This window comes from Paenibacillus ginsengihumi DSM 21568 (assembly GCF_000380965.1).
In the GTDB taxonomy this organism is placed as follows: domain Bacteria; phylum Bacillota; class Bacilli; order Paenibacillales; family NBRC-103111; genus Paenibacillus_G; species Paenibacillus_G ginsengihumi.
The window spans coordinates 1-17155 of the sequence record NZ_KB905634.1 but is presented as its reverse complement, the minus strand read 5'-3'; the positions used below and the strand labels follow the sequence as shown (position 1 = coordinate 17155).

General features: G+C 51.5%; 14 protein-coding genes. 6 read left to right on the top strand and 8 right to left on the bottom strand.

The window, feature by feature from the left end:
• Positions 1-1193: 1193 nt before the first annotated feature.
• The 4 genes from F591_RS0124780 to F591_RS0124760 all read right to left on the bottom strand — a co-directional run bounded on the left by F591_RS0124780 (position 1194) and on the right by F591_RS0124760 (position 6749).
• The gene (locus F591_RS0124780; RefSeq protein WP_019537290.1) at positions 1194-2663 is read right to left on the bottom strand and encodes a glycoside hydrolase family 32 protein; all 1470 of its coding nucleotides are present in this window, start codon (positions 2661-2663) and stop codon (positions 1194-1196) included.
• A 394-nt stretch (positions 2664-3057) separates the two neighbouring features.
• Positions 3058-4659 (bottom strand): ABC transporter substrate-binding protein, encoded by a 1602-nt coding sequence (locus F591_RS0124770; protein ID WP_019537287.1) that lies wholly within the window; start codon positions 4657-4659, stop codon positions 3058-3060.
• A gap of 50 nt (positions 4660-4709) precedes the next feature.
• Complete coding sequence (locus tag F591_RS0124765; RefSeq protein WP_019537286.1) at positions 4710-5591, bottom strand: carbohydrate ABC transporter permease; 882 nt, start codon at positions 5589-5591, stop codon at positions 4710-4712.
• 198 nt (positions 5592-5789) lie between these two features.
• Positions 5790-6749, bottom strand: a complete 960-nt coding sequence (locus tag F591_RS0124760) for an ABC transporter permease (RefSeq protein ID WP_019537285.1) — start codon at positions 6747-6749, stop codon at positions 5790-5792.
• Positions 6750-7214: 465 nt separating this feature from the next.
• On the opposite strand from F591_RS0124760, the gene F591_RS0124755 reads away from it, so the two are divergent.
• Entirely contained in the window at positions 7215-8255 is a 1041-nt protein-coding gene (locus tag F591_RS0124755; RefSeq protein WP_026326880.1) for a LacI family DNA-binding transcriptional regulator, read from the top strand.
• Positions 8256-8316: 61 nt separating this feature from the next.
• Here F591_RS0124755 and F591_RS0124750 read toward each other — a convergent pair whose 3' ends face one another.
• From F591_RS0124750 to F591_RS0124735, 4 genes are all read right to left on the bottom strand, one after another.
• Positions 8317-9075: an SDR family NAD(P)-dependent oxidoreductase gene (locus F591_RS0124750; RefSeq protein WP_019537283.1), complete on the bottom strand. Its 759-nt coding sequence runs from the start codon at positions 9073-9075 to the stop codon at positions 8317-8319.
• A gap of 44 nt (positions 9076-9119) precedes the next feature.
• The gene (locus F591_RS0124745; RefSeq protein WP_019537282.1) at positions 9120-10064 is read right to left on the bottom strand and encodes a transketolase family protein; all 945 of its coding nucleotides are present in this window, start codon (positions 10062-10064) and stop codon (positions 9120-9122) included.
• Entirely contained in the window at positions 10061-10897 is an 837-nt protein-coding gene (locus F591_RS0124740) for a transketolase (protein ID WP_019537281.1), read from the bottom strand. Before F591_RS0124740 ends, F591_RS0124745 begins: the two co-directional genes overlap by 4 nt.
• A 487-nt stretch (positions 10898-11384) precedes the next feature.
• Positions 11385-12722, bottom strand: a complete 1338-nt coding sequence (locus F591_RS0124735) for an MFS transporter (protein ID WP_026326879.1) — start codon at positions 12720-12722, stop codon at positions 11385-11387.
• A gap of 828 nt (positions 12723-13550) precedes the next feature.
• Between F591_RS0124735 and F591_RS0124730 the strand changes: the two genes are divergently transcribed.
• From F591_RS0124730 to F591_RS30920, 5 genes are all read left to right on the top strand, one after another.
• The gene (locus F591_RS0124730) at positions 13551-13928 is read left to right on the top strand and encodes a YhjD family protein (RefSeq protein WP_019537279.1); all 378 of its coding nucleotides are present in this window, start codon (positions 13551-13553) and stop codon (positions 13926-13928) included.
• Positions 13925-15169 carry a DNA polymerase IV gene (locus F591_RS0124725; protein WP_019537278.1) on the top strand — a complete coding sequence of 415 codons (1245 nt, stop codon included), beginning with the start codon at positions 13925-13927 and terminating at the stop codon, positions 15167-15169. The genes F591_RS0124730 and F591_RS0124725 overlap by 4 nt, the downstream gene beginning before the upstream one ends.
• Positions 15166-15501: a YolD-like family protein gene (locus F591_RS0124720; protein WP_019537277.1), complete on the top strand. Its 336-nt coding sequence runs from the start codon at positions 15166-15168 to the stop codon at positions 15499-15501. The genes F591_RS0124725 and F591_RS0124720 overlap by 4 nt, the downstream gene beginning before the upstream one ends.
• Positions 15502-15779: 278 nt before the next feature.
• On the top strand, positions 15780-16760 hold the full coding sequence (locus F591_RS0124715) for a DUF4238 domain-containing protein (protein WP_019537276.1): 981 nt from the start codon (positions 15780-15782) through the stop codon (positions 16758-16760).
• Between the two features lie 164 nt (positions 16761-16924).
• A partial coding sequence (locus F591_RS30920) for a transposase (protein WP_156829695.1) occupies positions 16925-17155 on the top strand: 231 nt, incomplete at its 3' end.

The window sequence follows — 17155 nt, the reverse complement described above, 5'->3', positions numbered from 1 at the left end:
CGCTCGTCATAGGCGTCTATCTTGAAAATTTGGCGATATACGCCGACAAAATTTCAACACCGCAGGTGACGACCGATGACGTAAGGAAGCGCTCGGCATAGGCGTCTATCTTGAAAATAGCGCTTGGTGCGCGGCCCTTCCTGCGCTTCCGCCGAAAGCTTCGATTCTCTAACGCTGGTGACAAACGCTATTTTGCTGAAACGGAGCCTTTGAAAAATGTAACGCAACTGGATAGCGCTATTTTGTCGAAAACGCTCATCCTGTTAGCCAAAATGCGAAATAAGGCTGCTCACTTGCGTTACAATTTCAAATCGCTCGTTTCGAGGGGAATAAGCTCTGTGGCTAGCGTTAGCTTAAGGTCTGCCTGGGCAAAACAGCGCCTAGGCTAGCGAACATGAAGAGAAGCTTCGGTCGAAGCACCTTCACCAGATGAGCAGGGCTGCGCTTATGCGAATGTTGCCTGGTGCAGAAAGCCATACTTCGTTTTAACACTTTAACGCTTTATCGAGGTCAAAATTCTCCAGCAGCTTTTCTGGCGGATTTTCTGACAGCGCCGAGAAAACCTTGCCTTCGGAGTGGCCCTTTATTGAACGAACCTACACTTTACTGCGACGAAGATACTCAGCCGGCGCCTTCCGATACACGCGTTACCGTGCAGACTCGAATGCTAGCTTTGGAACTCCACGTCAGCGTGCGAACTCCGCATTAGCGTTCGACCCCCGCGTTAGCGCGGCCCCTCCCCAGGCACATGAGGCGACAAATCCTGCAAAAAATGCAACATTTTCCGCCTCCTTTGCACAAGAGGAAGGGGAATATTGCATTTTGTACAACAATTTGGAGGCGATTGGCTTCAAACCCGAGAAAATCGCCCGAAATGTTGCACAAAGTGCAACATTGAGCCGCGAATACGGTTGATCCCCCCGTTTTTGTTGTACAAAATACAACATTTGCTGGCACTCCCCGAAAATTGCTCGGGGTGCGCGGCTCATTATCTTGAAACTAGCCCCGAGCTCGCGGCCAATTTTCGCCCGTTCGTTGCGCCTGCCCCCCCCTGGGCGCCTCCATAGCTCCAAAACGCCCGGCGCTTCCTCTCGTCCCGCTCGCGTTCTTGCCGGATGCCATTTTCGACCGATCCTGATCCTTGTCGCGTCTCGTCCCGCTCGCATCCCTGGCGGATACGAAACTAGGGCGGCCTAATCCATCGCCGACGGCTCCAGCTGATGGACCGTAAGCGAGATTAGCTCGAAGTCCTCCTGGTCCGCGATCAGCCCCATGCCGGTCGAACCCGCATCGGGGAAAATCAAGTCGGTGATCACCGCCTCGCCCTCCCCCGCGAACACTTCCACGGAAGAGCGGTCGACCCAAATGTGAAGCCGCACCGCGTCCCCGATGACCTGCAGCTTGGCAGCATGCACGCCGCGAAAATGCTCGTGAAAGGCGTGTTGCCCGCTCCTGGTGCGGTCGACGTATACCTCGCCGGCGGCGGCGTCGAACCCGATGAGCGTCTCCTGGCCTTCCCCGGCTCGCACTTTGAAAGCGAAGGAGCGGTCGGACGCCGCTTCTGCGACCAGCTCGCAGCTGTCCAGCTGCAGGGAGCGCAGCGCGGCATCGGCCGCAGCGCAGGCCGTGCGCCCGAGCGCCAGCAGCGGTACACGGGCGCGCGCCAATTCCCGCGCCGGTCTCTGCACCAGGACCGCTTCGCCGCCCCGCGTCTCCAGCGTCAGCTCGCGCGGGAGCGTCGCCGCGCCGCGGAAATCTTCCGTCGGCGTCAAATTCGCGTATTTCCAGTTGCTCATCCAGCCGACGAGAAGCCGCCTCCCGTCCTCCGCCGGAATGTCCGACCAGCTGACGGCGGCGTAATTGTCCCGGCCGTAATCCAGCCACCGCACCGGGGGAGAAGCTTGATCCGGCGTGAACGTCACTCCGTCAAAATCGCCGATAAAATACTGCGTCCGCGATCCCTCCTTATACGCGGGAGCGTCGCCGACGCTAACCAGCATCACCCACTTGAGCCTGGAGGCGTCCCCGTCGACGGCGAGCGGAAACAGATCGGGACATTCCCACACGCCGCCGTGGAATCCTACGCCGCGCCCGAATTCGCTGCCGAACGTCCACGTTTTTAGGTCGGGGGAGTGATACAGGCACACCGTCTGGCCGCAGGCCAAAATCATAATCCAGCGACCGGTATTCTCGTGCCAGAACACCTTGGGATCGCGAAAATCGACCAGTTCGTCATGCGCCAACACCGGATTGCCCTCGTACTTCGTCCAGGTTCTGCCTTTATCCTTGCTGTAAGCGAGGCTCTGGGTCTGTAGCGGAGGCTTACCCGGCCGCTCGAGATGGTGGGTGAAAATAGCGACAAGACCGGGCTCCGCGGCGAAAAAACCGGTTGTATTGCGCCAGTCCACGACAGCGCTGCCGGAAAAAATCGTCCCGTTCTCGTCAGGAGCGAGCGCGATGTCCAGTTCCTCCCACCTTACCAAATCTTTGCTGACGGCATGGCCCCAATGCATCGGCCCCCAGGTCGTTCCATGCGGGTAATGCTGGTAGAACAGATGGTATTCCCCAGCGAAATAAACGAGCCCGTTCGGATCGTTCATCCAGTTTCGTCTCGGCGAGAAATGATATTTCCCCCGGTAGTTTGGCCTGGCAATCGTCGTCATCCTTTTGCTTCTCCTCCACTCCCGCAGTATGTTTCGCTTCACTTATCGTTATCTGCATCGCTATCTATATCTGCATTTGTCATCCGCATTTGCCACCTGCATTGTCGTCCACATTTGCCACCTTCATCTATCACCCGCATCTGCCACCTGCATCTATCATCTTCATCCGCCATCTGCATCTATCACCTGCACCCCGCCACCTTCATCTATCACCCGCATCTGCCACTTGCATCTATCATCTTCATCCGCCATCTGCGTCTATCACCTGCACCCCGCCATCTTCATCTATCGCCTGCATCCGCCATCTGCATCTATCATCCGCATCTGCCATCTGCATCCTCACCCGCACCTATCATCCGCAACTGCCATTTGCATCTGCCGCCGCACCGTCCGGTTACTTTTGCATCGCCCGGTCGTAGCCGGTTTGCTTGATTTTAAGCCATTCCGGCAATCCGAGCCGCTCCAATTCCTTCAGATAGTCGTCCCACTGCTCATCGATTTTGCCGTTTTGGTACCACTCGGTCCGCATTCTTAGCACATAAGCGAACAGATCGGTCTCGATCGTCGTCAGACGCTCCAGCTCTTCGATGGAGTTGAATATGCTGGGCATGGCATGATCGGCCTTCATATGGGGAGCCATGACCTCTTTGACAATGCGAAGCCTTTCCTTGGCGTCGTCGGGCTTCGTCGTGTATTTGCCGTAATAGCTGTCCAGAATGGCGAGCGGACCGCCGATGCTCGTTTTCTCCCGCAGCTCGATCGGGGCGGTGCCGTTCAGCGGCAAATGCTTCAGCATGTTGTTTTCCGCATCGAATTCAAAAATGTTTTGCTGCGTTTCATCGCCGTAAGTGCCCCAGTTGTTTTGCACGGATTGCAGCGGATCGTACATTTGATCGACCCATTTGGCCGTCGCTTCCAGGTTTTTGTTGGCGCTTGTAATGACCATTTTACCGCGGTGAAAGCCGTAAGCATTCGTCTGCGTAACATTGATTTCGCCGTCGGGTCCGGCGAGCGGAGGCATCACTTCATAGCTGCCGTTGTCGCCCGTGACGTTGCTTTTGTCCCAGGCAAAGTACAGGCCATATTTGTGATCCTTGCCTTTGGCGATATACGTGCTCCAATCCTGCGTATACGCTTCGACATCGATGAGCCCTTCCTTATACAGCTCATGGATATACTTGACGGCGTTCTTGTAGCCTTCCTCCGCCGGGGTAAAGACGACTTTGCCTTCGTTAGTGACGACGGCGTGATCCGGATTTTCCCCGAGGCCGAACGCCCCGAAGAGAAACACCACATCCTCCGCTCCCGGCTTGTTGATAAAGGACAGCGGAATTTCGTCGGCCTGCCCGTTGCCGTTCGGGTCCCGGGTTTTGAAAGCGATCAGCACCTGCTTCAGTTCCTCGGTCGTGGTCGGCATCTCAAGACCCAGCTTCTTCAGCCAGTCCACATTGATCCACGGCACGGCGTCAACCGCCTGAATGCGCTCCTTCCCGGTGCCGAGCTCCTCGATCCACGGAAAAGCGTAGATGTTGCCATCCGGCGCCGTAATCATCGCCCGGTATTCCGGCGCTTCCTCCAGCACCTTCCTGAAATTCGGCATGTGCCGCTCGATCAGATCGTTCAGCGGAATAATCGCCCCGTCCTTGGCCAGCTTGAGCAGCTCGTAATCGGAGTAACCAGCGTCAAAGATCGCGTCGGGGAAATCGCCGCTGGCCATGGCCAGATTCCGTTTTTCCACAAAAATATCCCTGGTGTAATTTTTCCAATTGATGTGGATGCCGGTCGTCTCCTCCAGACGCTTGTTAATCAGTTTATCGTTCGGGTCTGCCGGCGCGAGCGGCGAGCTTTGCGTCATTAGGTTGAGCGTAATCTTCCCGTCCGGACTTTGCTCCCCGCCGTCCGCCCCGCTGTCGCAGGCGGCAAGAAGGAGCGCGGAAGCAAGGACGGCGGCAGATAGAGCCTTCGCGGTCCGCCCGGCTTGTCGATAAGTTGGCATCATGATAACCTCCTATAACCGTATGAATCGCTTTTATGTGCAGTCGGCCTTTATTTGAGCGAGCCGATCAGGACACCTTTCTCAAAATATTTCTGGAAAAACGGGTACATCACAATGAGCGGAACACTGGATACGACAATCGCCGCATATTTGATCATCTCCGACAGCCGCTTCATCTCCGCCATCGCCAGCTGGTCGCCGATCATGCCCGGATCGACCTGGTTTTGAATGAGAATGGAACGAAGCACGAGCTGCAGCGGATGAAGCTTCGGATTGTCGAGATAAATCATGGCGTCAAAGTAGCTGTTCCATTGGCCGACAAAGGCGTACAAAGCCAGCACGAACACGATCGGCTTGGACAGCGGCAGAACGATGCGGAAAAAGATGCTGATCTCCGAAGCGCCGTCCACGTTGGCCGCCTCCTTCAGCTCGACCGGGACGCTCTGGAAGAAGGTGCGCGACAAAATGATGTTCCACACGTTGACCGCTCCGGGGAGGAGGACCGCCCAGACTGTATCGAGCATGCCCAGCTTTTTGACCAGCAGATAGGTAGGGACTAGTCCCCCGCCAAAAAACATCGTGATCACAAACAGCGTCATGAACAATCCGCGCCCCTTGAGACGGCGGTCCGACAAGGCATAGCCGGCAAAGACGGAAACCGTCACGGTGACAGCAGCGAACGAGACAGAATAGAGCAGCGCGTTGAGGAAGCCCCGAACCATCGCCGGATTGGACAAAATCTTGCGATATCCTTCCAGAGTCCAGTCCTCGATCCGAAGCGACAAGCCCCGGCTCAGCAACACGGACGGTTCCATAAACGAAGCGACGACAATATAAAAGAGCGGGACGACGATAACGAGCACAGCCGCCACTAACCCGACGGCGTTCAGCCCGAGAAGAAAACGGTCGAAACCGGAATGTTTGACGGGCATTGCCTTTGCTCCTTTCTATCTTGAAAAATCAGCTTAGCCTACAAGCTGATTTTTCAATACCGAAGGTGACGACCGATGACGAAGGAGTCGTTCGTCATAGGCGTCTATCTTGAAAATACTGCGGTATCCGCACGCCGAATTTTCAGGCACCGCAGGTGACGACCGATAACGAAAGGAATCGCTCGGCTAGGCGTCTTCTTAGTAGAGACCTTGCCCTTCGTTCAGCCTTTTGACAATCCAGTTCACTGTGACGAGCAAAATCACATTGATGACCGAATTGAACAAGCCTACGGCCGAGGAATACGCATAATCGCCGGACTGCAGGCCGATCTTGTACACGTAAGTCGGGATAATCTCCGATGTCGGCAAGTTCATGGACGTCTGCATCAGGTAAGCTTTCTCGAAGCCGATCGACATAATTCCGCCGGCGGCGAGAATAAACACGATCGCCATAATGGGGCGAATGGTCGGTATATCGATGTGGCGGATTCTTTGCAGCAGGTTGGCGCCGTCCAGACTCGCCGCATGATGCAGCTCGGGATCCACATTCGCCAGCGCCGCCACGTAAATGATCGAGGCCCATCCTGCTCCCGTCCAAATATCCGATAAAATATAAATCCACCGAAAATACTCGGGACGCGACATGAACATGATCGGCTCATCCGTAAGCCAGGCGAGCAGTTGATTGACGGGCCCCGTCGGCGACAGGAAAATAAACAGCATGCCGACAATGACAACGACCGATATAAAGTTCGGAGCGTACAGGAACAGCTGGATGTTCTTCTTCACGCCCGCTCTGCGCACCTGGTTCAGCATCAGCGCCAGCAGGATCGGTACGGGGAAGCCGAGAAGCAGCCCGAACAAGCTTAATTTAAGCGTATTCATAAAGATAAGCTCAAAATTGGGCGATGACAGAAACTTCTCAAAATGCTTAAGGCCTACCCAATCGCTTCCCAGGATCCCCTTGATCGGACTGAAATCCTTGAAGGCGATCACCGCCCCGTACATAGGTCCGTATTTGAAGATCAAGGTCAGGATCAGAGCCGGCGCCAGCAGCAGGTATAGGAACCCGTGTTTTTTCCATTCGTTAACGAGCTTCGTTCTGCGCACGCTGCCAAGCTCCGTATCCCCTTGGCCCGCTTTGGTCATGCTTTGCAATGGTTTACCCCCATCCTCTCGAAACGTTTGTGCCTTGCAGACGCAAAGGCTTTCGCCGCAAAGGCGTTGTTACAAAATCCAACCATCTTCATTTACAATTTAACAAACGATTCACCCTACGTCAATTATTTTGTAAAATTAATTTATGTTCATTTGCAAAATTAAAACAAACAAAATGCACACTTGTCCGCTCAATAACGAAAAAAAAGCTTCGCCCAATCTAACTTGCCGCGTCATTTCGGCGCAACAACGAATTTTTCGTTACGTTCTCGCTGCAGCCCGGACTTGGTTCATTTTTACTTTTGCCAACTGATATATAAAAATGAACAATTCATTTGTGCATTTGTAAAATCGGGTTGCTATTTTGTGCGGACTATTATACATTTGAAGGAGATAACCATCGCAGACGGCATAATGAACTGATCGATGAATGGATTGATGCAGACGGTATATAGAGGTGACATGATGGCGAAGGAAAGAGTAACGATTCAGGACATCGCCAACGCTTTGGGCATATCCCGCAATACGGCCTCCAAGGCGCTGAACGGAAGCGAAAGCATTCCGCCGGAAACCCGCAATAAAGTGATTAAAAAAGCGATTGAGCTTAAATATAAGCAGTTCGCGTTTATGGACAGCGACCTCTTGTCCAAAAGCTCGTCGGGCAATATCGCGCTGCTGACGGCCAACCTGCCCAATACTTCCCATTTCGGCTCGGCGCTTATCAGCGGCCTGGAGAAAAGAATCAGCGCTGAAGGCTACAATCTGTCGATCCATATCGTCAGGGATATCGAGCTGAAGTCGTTGTCGCTGCCGAACAATTTCGAGCCCTCCAACGTGGACGGGATCATCTGCATCGAGCTGTTCGATCTGGCGTACAGCAAGCGCATTACGGAGCTCGGCATCCCGACGGTGTTTATCGATTGCTCGGCCAGCGTCTGTTACCCGGAGTTTCGCGCCGATATTTTGCTGATGGAGAATGAGCACAGCGTCTATTCGCTGACCAAACAGCTGATCGAACAAGGCTTCCAAAGCTTCGGGTTCGCCGGCGATTATCTTCATTGCCGCAGCTTCGGCGAGCGGTGGGCCGGCTTCAACCGCGCGCTGCGCGAGGCCGGGATCGAGCTGGACCGGTCGCAATGCATCACGGACGACGACCGGCTGTTTTTCTCGCGGCCCGATTGGATGGACGAGCGGCTGAACGATATGCCGCGGCTCCCTTCCGTCTTCGTATGCGCCAACGATTTTATTGCGGTGGGGCTCATGAAAGCGCTGAAGAACCGCAATCTGTCGATTCCGGGCGATATCGTCATCTGCGGGTTTGACAATGCGCCGGAATCGGTCATCGTCGAGCCGCAGCTGACTACGGTTCATATCTACAGCAACGAGATGGGCATCAAGGCTGCGGAAATGCTGCTCTCGCGCATCGGCAATCCGAATCAGCCTTATCAGATTACCCATATTTATACCAAGCCGATCATCAGAGATTCCACCCCTCCTATCGGTTGAGCGCCAATACCCGGAAATAAAGAAATGACTCCCGGCCTTTCCGGGAGTCATTGGGCGCATGTCAATCCATATGCGAGCCGCCGTTGATATCGATTTCCTCCCCGGTAATGTACGCTGCTTCATCCGAGGCGAGGAAGGCGATCGCGGCCGCGATTTCTTCGGTTTCGCCGGGTCTGCCCATCGGAATGCCGGCAATGACCGATTTCACCGTCTGTTCGTCAAGCGACTTCCAGATGTCGGTATTGACCAGCCCCGGCGCGACGCAATTCACGGTAATCCCGTCTTGAGCGACTTCGCGGGCCAAGTTTTTCGAAAATCCAAGCACAGCCGCTTTGGACGCCGAATAGTGCGCGCCGCCGAATACGCCGCCCCCCCGTTTGGCCGAGACGGACGATAAATTGACAATGCGGCCGTACTTCTGTTTTTTCATCGTCTCCAATACGGCTTGCGTGCAGAGGAACAAGCCGAACATATTGACGGTGAAGATTCTCGTCATATCCTCCAGCGTCATGTCCTGAACGGTCACCTTTTGCGAAATGCCCGCATTATTGACCAAAATGTCGATTCTGCCATACGCTTCCAGCACCTTGCTTACCATGGCGTCGACCGAAGCTTGGTCCGTGACGTTCAATTCCACGCCCAACGCTTCCCCGCCGGCCTCCTTCACCGCCTGTACGGTCTCCTCGATCCCTTCCATATTCAAGTCGGCGACAACGATTTTCGCGCCTTGCCGGGCCAGCGTGAGCGCAATCGTGCGGCCGATTCCCCGTTTGGAACCGCTGCCGGTCACTATCGCTACTCGATCAGTCAATTGAAACATGTCCAATCCTCTCCTTAAAGCAAAGTTTTTTGAAAATAATCTATTTAAGACAGCAGCGCCTTCGCGGTTTTTACGATGTTATCGACCGTAATTCCGCTTAGCTCCAGCAGCTTCTCGTAAGGCGCCGATTCCCCGAATTTGTCCTGCACGCCGATTCTTCGGACGATGCCTCGGCCTTCTTCGGCGACCACCTCGCTGACCGCGCTGCCAAGTCCGTTGATGATGTTGTGGTCTTCTACGGTGATGATTTTGCCGATATCCAAACATTCGACGACCGCCTCGCGGTCCAGCGGCTTGAGCGTGTGCATGTCGAGCAGCTTCGCGGAAATGCCCTGCTCCGCAAGCTCCGCCGCCGCCTTCAGCGCCAGATGAACGGTATCGCCGTTGGCGATCAAGGCGATATCGGTTCCCTCCCGCAGCTTCTTCGCTTTACCGATAACAAACGTATCCTGCTCGTCGTAAATGACCGGAACGGCATCCCTCGTAAAGCGCAAATAGACGGGTCCGCAATGCTCTGCCGCCAGCGCGACCAAGCGGCGCGTCGCGTAATAATCGGCCCCCATGATCACCGTCATGTTCGGGATTGTCCGCAGAACGCCCATATCCTCGATCGCCTGATGGCTTCCGCCGTCATTGGCCGGCGTCAGCCCCCCGTGGGAGCAGGCGATCTTGACGTTCAAATTCGGGTAGCATATTTCCTGGCGGATTTGCTCGGCCATGCGCAAAGACCCGAACACGGCGTATGTGCTGACAAAAGGGATTTTGCCGGTCGTAGCAAGCCCCGCAGCGATGCCGCAGCCGTTCTGCTCCGCGATCCCGACGTTAATGTGCTGGCCGGGGAGGCGGTTCATAAATTCCGTCGTTTTGCACGATTTGCCGATATCGATATCGACGACGTAAATATTGCTGTTCTTTAGGCCCAGCTCCACGATTTCGTGTCCGAATGCGTCCCGGGTGGCGATTTTCGCCTTTTGCTGCTGTACGATCATCTTTGCAAACCTCCCGCGATTTCTTCCATAGCCCGCTTGTATTCTTCCTCTTTCGGCGCGACGCCGTGCCAGCTGACCGAATGCTCCATGAAGGACACGCCCTTGCCTTTGACCGTATTGCATACGATGCACTTCGGCTTGCCGTTGTTCGCTGCTTTGACCTCGTCCAGCGTCCGGACAATCTCCTCAATGTTGTGGCCGTCGATTCTCCGCGTCTCAAAGCCGAACGCCGCAAACTTGCGCTCCAGGTCGAGATTGGGCATCACTTCGTCGCAGGTTCCGTCGATTTGCAGCCCGTTGTCGTCGACGAACACGATCAGATTATCCAGCGCGTATTTGTTGGCTGACTGCGCCGCTTCCCATATTTGCCCTTCCTGGCATTCTCCGTCCCCTACCATCGCGAACACGCGATAGGCTTTGCCGTCCCGCTTTCCGGCGATCGCCATGCCGACCGCGCAGGACAGCCCCTGCCCCAACGATCCGGTCGAAATATCGATGCCGGGACATTTCTTCATGTCCGGATGGCCCTGGAACGGCGAGCCGTATTTCCGCAAGCTGTGGATCGTCTCCGGGGGAACGAACCCCCGCAGCAGCAAAGCCGCATACAAAATCGGGCAAACGTGGCCTTTGGACAGAACGAACCGGTCGCGATCCTCCCACTTCGGGTTCGCCGGATCGATGTTCATTTCTTTGAAGTACAGGACGGCTATCACGTCCGCCGCGGAGAACGAGCCGCCCGGGTGACCGGATTGCGCTTCGTAAATCATCGTCAGAGCGGCTTGCCGAAGTTCCACCGCTTTCTGCTGCAGCTCTTGAATGCTGATCTGCTTCATCTCTCCCACCTCAATCCAAGAATTTGTATACTTGTCTAACAAGTATCGCAATAAAAAATGAGCATATGATTATAAAAAGTTGAGCCGAAAGAAACCATCAGCGCGGCTTGGCCAGAATGCGGCACGTTCCGGAGAACGGCCGGTAGAACAGAGAGCACGGCAGCACTGGCGGAAAACATGGGATCAACTTATATAGATGGATCATATACCCGAACTGCAATAGGAAGATACATCTTCCTAGGTACCTTGTATAACAAGTATACATGTGGTTATCAACATCGTCAATTCGCATTCTGCTCATTTTTGGCAAAATGGCAATTTCCTATCCGTCTTTTCAACAGACGGCATCTGTCTACGAGTGCATGATGCGCTTAAGCATTCCGCCTCAGCATAATTTGTATACTTGTCTAACAACAATCCCGATAAAAAAACGAGTGAGATGCTGCTTGCATACTCGCGCTCTTCTTCATACGCGAAAATCCGCGCCTCACGCCGTTTTGTCGGCATGTTCAGCAGGCGAAGCGACCGGCTGTGCCGCCTTTTTGCCGCCTTTGACCAGAAATACAATCACGCATGCGCTTGCAATCAAGCTGATGCCCAGCGCAACCATGCTAAAATGATAAGATCCCGTAATATCATTGATATAGCCGACGAGATACGGCCCGAAAAATCCGCCAAGATTGCCGATGCTGTTAATGAGCGCAATAGCGCCTCCTGCTGCGGCTCCCGTCAAGAACGAAGGGGGAATCGCCCAGAACGGGGAGTATGCTCCGAACGCTCCGCATAAGCTGATCGTCAACAGCCCAAAGGCGCCGATCGTGCTTACATCCGATACGTAAACGCTTGCTATCATGGCGACGGCGCTGAGCGTCAAGCATCCGGCAACATGAAATCTTCGCTCGTTCCTTCGATCGGAACTTTTGCCGACCAAATACATCGCGATCATCGCAATCATGTACATCAGGCCGAGCAGCCAGCCCATTCCCTGCACCGAAAGCGAAATTTCCTCCCGCATCCCCGCAGAGATCGAAGGCAAAAACATATTAATTCCGTAGTAACCGAACATCCAAAACAGATAACCCATGGATAAAATGAGAACGTCGCGGTCTTTTAGCGCCTGCAGGAACGTATATTGCTTCACTTTCTGTTTCTCCAGCGACTCTCGCGTCGTCACTTCCAGCAGCCAGGCGCGTTCTTCGTTCGTCAGCCATTTCGCGTCCTCGATTCGGTCCGTTAAATAAAAGTAACAAATCACGCCCAGAATGACGGCAGGGATCGCTTCTAAAATAAACAGCCATTGCCAACCGGTCAGCCCGAACCATTCGATTTGCAGCAAATACGTGGAAATCGGAGAACCGATCGCGTTCGCTGCGGGAATGGCGATCATAAAACCGGCAATCGCCTTGGCATGATGCTTCTGCTGATAAAAACCGCTCAAATAATGCACCATGCACGGATAAAAGCTCGCTTCGGCTACCCCCAGCAGGAACCTTGCAATATAAAACTGCAGCGGCGTTTGCACGAACGCCATGGCAATCGCGATCAGCGCCCAGGAGACCATGATGCGGCTGATCCATTTTCTTGCCCCGATCCTGGCCATCATGGCGCTGCCAGGCACTTCCAGCAGGAAGTAACCTACGAAGAAGATCCCTGCGCCGAACCCGTACACCGCATGGGAAAAGCCTAGATCCTCGTTCATTTGCAGCGCGGCAAAGCCGATATTCACCCGATCCAAAATCGAGATCGTGAAGCAAAGAAACAAAAACGGAATTAATCTTAATGTGACTTTACGGGTAGTTGTCTGTTCTAATCGATGAATTTCCAATGTCCTAACCCTCCTAATATAACACCGGGCTGTTCCTATCTGTTACGATTTCGTGCAGCATGTTCCGCGACTTCGTCCCGCTGAGTGCCGCGTCTTCGTCCTGCCATGTTCCGCGCCTTCATCCAGTCATGTTCCGCGTCCCAAGGTCAGTTTAAGATTTAACCGCTTACATTGATCTCCGGATTGTTTGTGCTTGCAACGGCGATATTCGGATCATGGCTTCCTAAAGAGAGCATCCTCTCCTTTCCCGTATGGAATGATGCATCGCATAAATTTGTATCCTAAGGTACCTTGTGTGATTAGTATATGTCCCGTTGCTTTCGTTGTCAACCGTTTTCATCCGAATCATTGAAAAACTTGCCGGTAAGAAAAATGTCTATCGACGTCTATTCAAGGATGAGCCCGCGGATTAGCGGTAGTTTTTCTTGGTGCAGAAAGTCGCACTTCGCTTTATCGCTTTATCACTTTATCGAACTTAAATCTTTTTAATAACGTTAAAAAACCTCCGCCGTTTCTAAAGTCATGTCAAAAGGCGGAGGCTTCTATTTTGAAAATTTGGCGGTATACGCCGACAAAATTTCAATACCGCAGGTGACGACCGATGACGATAGGAAGCGCTCGTCATAGGCGTCTATCCTGATCATTTTTTTGGGTATCAACATTAAAATATGTGTGCATAAAACTCAAAAGCCTTTAATCGCTTGGAAAAACAGTGTTTTTCGGGCAGTTTAATATCGAGCATAAATAAATATTGAGCATAATTCTGTCTATTTATGCTCAATTTTGCGGGAAGGTGTCGAATGAGGAGTTAGGCGGGAGGCTGATTGTATGACACAAGCGCCCTTGGAGACTGAAGGAGACCTCCAATTGGTCAAAGAATACATTTTACTCCCTATTCTTTTGGATGTGTTGGAAAGGGATATTAAAGCATTAGGGACAGTAAAGCTAAAGATGGACGTTGTATATGTAAAAGCCTTAAGATCTGCGCAAGATCTAATCACTGCAGACGTTACGTTGCTTCGAAAAAAAATGCGCGGCAGAGGAATAAAAGTGTATGAGCAGCGGCGCACCGAGTTGTGCATCGAGGCCCGTTATTTGTGCAGGGGGTATCAACATAGGTTCACTATGCTTTGGGGTTTGGTGAAAGCGGAGCTTTACAAATACTTAAGTAAATATCTGAACGTCGACTTAAGGAGTAGCCTATGAAAAGCGATAACAAAGGTCGAATCGTGATGTTGGCCGATTGTCAGTCATTTTACGCAAGTGTTGAAAAAGCCGCCCACCCTGAGTACGCAGATCAACCTGTCGTTGTTGCAGGAGATCCGGCCCGTCGATCCGGAATTATCCTTGCCGCGTGTCCCCTTGCCAAGCAACATGGTATTACTACCGCAGAACGGCTAGGAGAGGCACTTGCAAAATGTCCCGATCTAGTGGTCATTCGCCCACGCATGGAGGAATACATCAAGGTATCCTTGCAAATTACGGAAATTTATCAATCTTACACTGACTTGGTAGAACCGTACAGCATAGATGAACAGCATTTGGATGTCACGGGAAGTTTACGGCTTTTTGGCGACCCCCATGAGATTGCTAAGAGTATTCAGGATAAAGTCATGAAAGAAACGGGAGTTCGTGTACGCATTGGAATTAGTGAAAATAAAGTGCTCTCCAAAATGGCATGCGATAATTTTGCTAAACGAAATCCGTCAGGCATTTTCCACTTGCCTGTGGAAGATCTGCAAGAAGTGCTTTGGCCGTTGCCGATTCATCAGATGTTTATGGTGGGCTCCCGGATGTGCCGGCATTTAACGAGCATGGGGATATATACAATTGGCCAGTTGGCTCAGACTCCTCTGGCAAAATTAAGATCCAAGTGGGGAGTGAATGGTGAAGTTCTGTGGCTCATTGCCAACGGTAAAGATAATTCCCCGGTAACTCCAGGTTCACACGATTTGCAAAAAGCAATCGGCCATCAGATGACCCTTCCATTCGATTATCGGGAGTTTGACGACATCATGGTTCCCCTGCTTGAACTCTCGGAGTTAGTATGTCAACGAACCCGAATGAAAGGCTATATGGGCTCGGTGGTCTCGGTAGGTTGTCAGGGAGCAGATTTTGATCACCCTTCTGGCTTCTACAGACAAATGAAATTGCCCGACCCAACGAATCTCACGGATGAGGTTTTCCATGCAGCGAAAAAACTATTTAAACGACATTGGGATGGGTTGCCCATTCGAAAAATCGGGGTTACTCTAAGTCAATTGGTAAGCGATCAAGAATATCAGCTTACTTTATTCAATGACCGCGAGGCAAAGTTAGCGTTGGAAAGAACCACTGACCGAATTAAAGAGAAATACGGAAGTACCGCGATTATGAGGGCCTCTTCTTTAAAAGCTTCGGGCCAAGCGCGGGATCGAGCGCAAAAAATTGGAGGACATTATAAATGAGTAAAAAACTGCAAGGAAACGGTCTATTCGAATCGTCCAGAATGATGCTTCCGGAACACAAGGAGGCTTACATCCTGCACCAGCAGAACTTGCGAAAGAATCCGCCGCCACAATTAGATGATCAAGAAATGGAACGGATATCCATGCTCATTGCTGAATCAATGCAGCTCAGGAAAGAGGTAATTTTAGTATTATTCGGTGAATTTAATGTAACGGAAATAACAGGAGTCGTGACAAAAATTGATCTACAACAAAAAAACATCAAATTCACCCATGGCAATGATTTTCGCTGGATAAAGGTATCGGACATTATTGACGGTATGTGGAAATGATTTGTAATAAGGAAAACTTGAAGAGCTATCCTTAAAAGTCATCGCAGATGGCTTCCGGTATAGCTCTTTTTTACTGAAATATGCAAAGATCTGAAATGAGCCAATAGATACAGAGGAATTAATTACTGGTGATAGAGGGAAATAAAGTCTTAGACTGACTACCGGCGTTAAGTTAAATAATTTAATGGCCTATTAATCTCCTTGAAGTCCAAAATGTATTGACAAGAGAATCTAAAACAGTTTACGTTTCTCTTAATATAGAAAATGGAGGAAACCCTATGGCCGGTAACAAAGTAATTAACCAGCATACCGTATCCCAAAGCTATCTTCGCTTTTTTGCGAACAAGGCCGAACAGATTTACGTATTTGACAAGCTACAGAAAAAAACCTTTCCAACTCATATCCGTAACGTCGCAAGCGGCAGATATTTTTACGATTTTCCCGAAGGACTTCCGCCAGATGAAGAAGGGGAACTTCCGGATCAAATTGTGGAGAAGTTCTTCGCCGAGATTGAAGGGGAATACCCAAAGAAGATCAATAAAATCATCGCCACGTATCACATGGCACATCCAGATAAAGTATACAGTATGCCCGCATTTTCTCTTGAGGATAAAATGGAGATAACAGGGCTTATCACCCTGCAAATCTTACGGACGAAAGAGTTTAGGGCAGGGCTTGTAGAACTACATGAAAAATTCACCAAGTCACTGTTGGATCGTTTTATACAGGAAGATGAGTCCGAATTTGCCCCAGATAGCTACGAATTAAAAATCAAGAACGAATTTTACTCGGTCCTGCAAGCGCAGCAACTCGCTAACCCAGAGTTTCTAGATAGTATGACGCAAACACTGATGAATCATATTTGGGTAGTTTTTGTAAATTTAACCGACTTGCCCATCTACACATCCGACACCCCGATTGTCAAACACGCCAATAAAGATGACAAATTCATCAGCTATGGCGGATACGCTTCGGAAGGAATTGAGATCCATTATCCGCTCAATAGTAAATTTGTATTAACCTTAATGGATCGCAGATATTTTAAGGACATGGAAGCATTAGAGAACTGCTTTTTACCATTGGATAATGTTGAGAACATAAAATACCTAAACGGCCTACAGATCAGCCATGCTTATCGCCAGGTATTCTGTGCAGAAGACAAATTTGATATGGCGTTCGATTATTGCAAACAGTACCCAGATGCTTGCGAAGAAGCTAAAAACCGTGTAAGTGTTCATGCATTCGGACGCAAGTATTAAAAGAAAGCTACCTTTTTTGGCCTAAAATAGAAAGGTTATTCAGTGGGTGGCTCGGCTCCATTTATTAATTGAAGTATCGAGGAACGTTAGTTCAACAAAACGGCAGCAGTCTAGGGCGTGTTTTCAAACTATCAACTGAGGCAAATATTTGGTAAACTTATCCTATGAGAAGACGATACGAGATACGCGACGACCAATGGGAAATCATCAAATACTTGCTGCCACCGGAGAGAAAACCTCAAGGGGGACGCCCTGCTATCGACAACCGCAAGATGCTTAATGGCATGCTGTGGGTGATCCGTTCAGGAGCGCCATGGCGCGACTTGCCGGAACACTACGGCTCCTGGAATAGTGTCTATACCCGATTCCGCCGTTGGGAAAAGGCCGGAATCTTT

Coding starts and splice junctions, on each gene's coding strand:
- F591_RS0124780 (WP_019537290.1), bottom strand. CDS start 2,663: ATGACGACGATTGCCAGGCCAAACTACCGGGGGAAATATCATTTCTCG.
- F591_RS0124770 (WP_019537287.1), bottom strand. CDS start 4,659: ATGCCAACTTATCGACAAGCCGGGCGGACCGCGAAGGCTCTATCTGCC.
- F591_RS0124765 (WP_019537286.1), bottom strand. CDS start 5,591: ATGCCCGTCAAACATTCCGGTTTCGACCGTTTTCTTCTCGGGCTGAAC.
- F591_RS0124755 (WP_026326880.1), top strand. CDS start 7,215: ATGGCGAAGGAAAGAGTAACGATTCAGGACATCGCCAACGCTTTGGGC.
- F591_RS0124750 (WP_019537283.1), bottom strand. CDS start 9,075: ATGTTTCAATTGACTGATCGAGTAGCGATAGTGACCGGCAGCGGTTCC.
- F591_RS0124745 (WP_019537282.1), bottom strand. CDS start 10,064: ATGATCGTACAGCAGCAAAAGGCGAAAATCGCCACCCGGGACGCATTC.
- F591_RS0124740 (WP_019537281.1), bottom strand. CDS start 10,897: ATGAAGCAGATCAGCATTCAAGAGCTGCAGCAGAAAGCGGTGGAACTT.
- F591_RS0124730 (WP_019537279.1), top strand. CDS start 13,551: ATGACACAAGCGCCCTTGGAGACTGAAGGAGACCTCCAATTGGTCAAA.
- F591_RS0124725 (WP_019537278.1), top strand. CDS start 13,925: ATGAAAAGCGATAACAAAGGTCGAATCGTGATGTTGGCCGATTGTCAG.
- F591_RS0124720 (WP_019537277.1), top strand. CDS start 15,166: ATGAGTAAAAAACTGCAAGGAAACGGTCTATTCGAATCGTCCAGAATG.
- F591_RS0124715 (WP_019537276.1), top strand. CDS start 15,780: ATGGCCGGTAACAAAGTAATTAACCAGCATACCGTATCCCAAAGCTAT.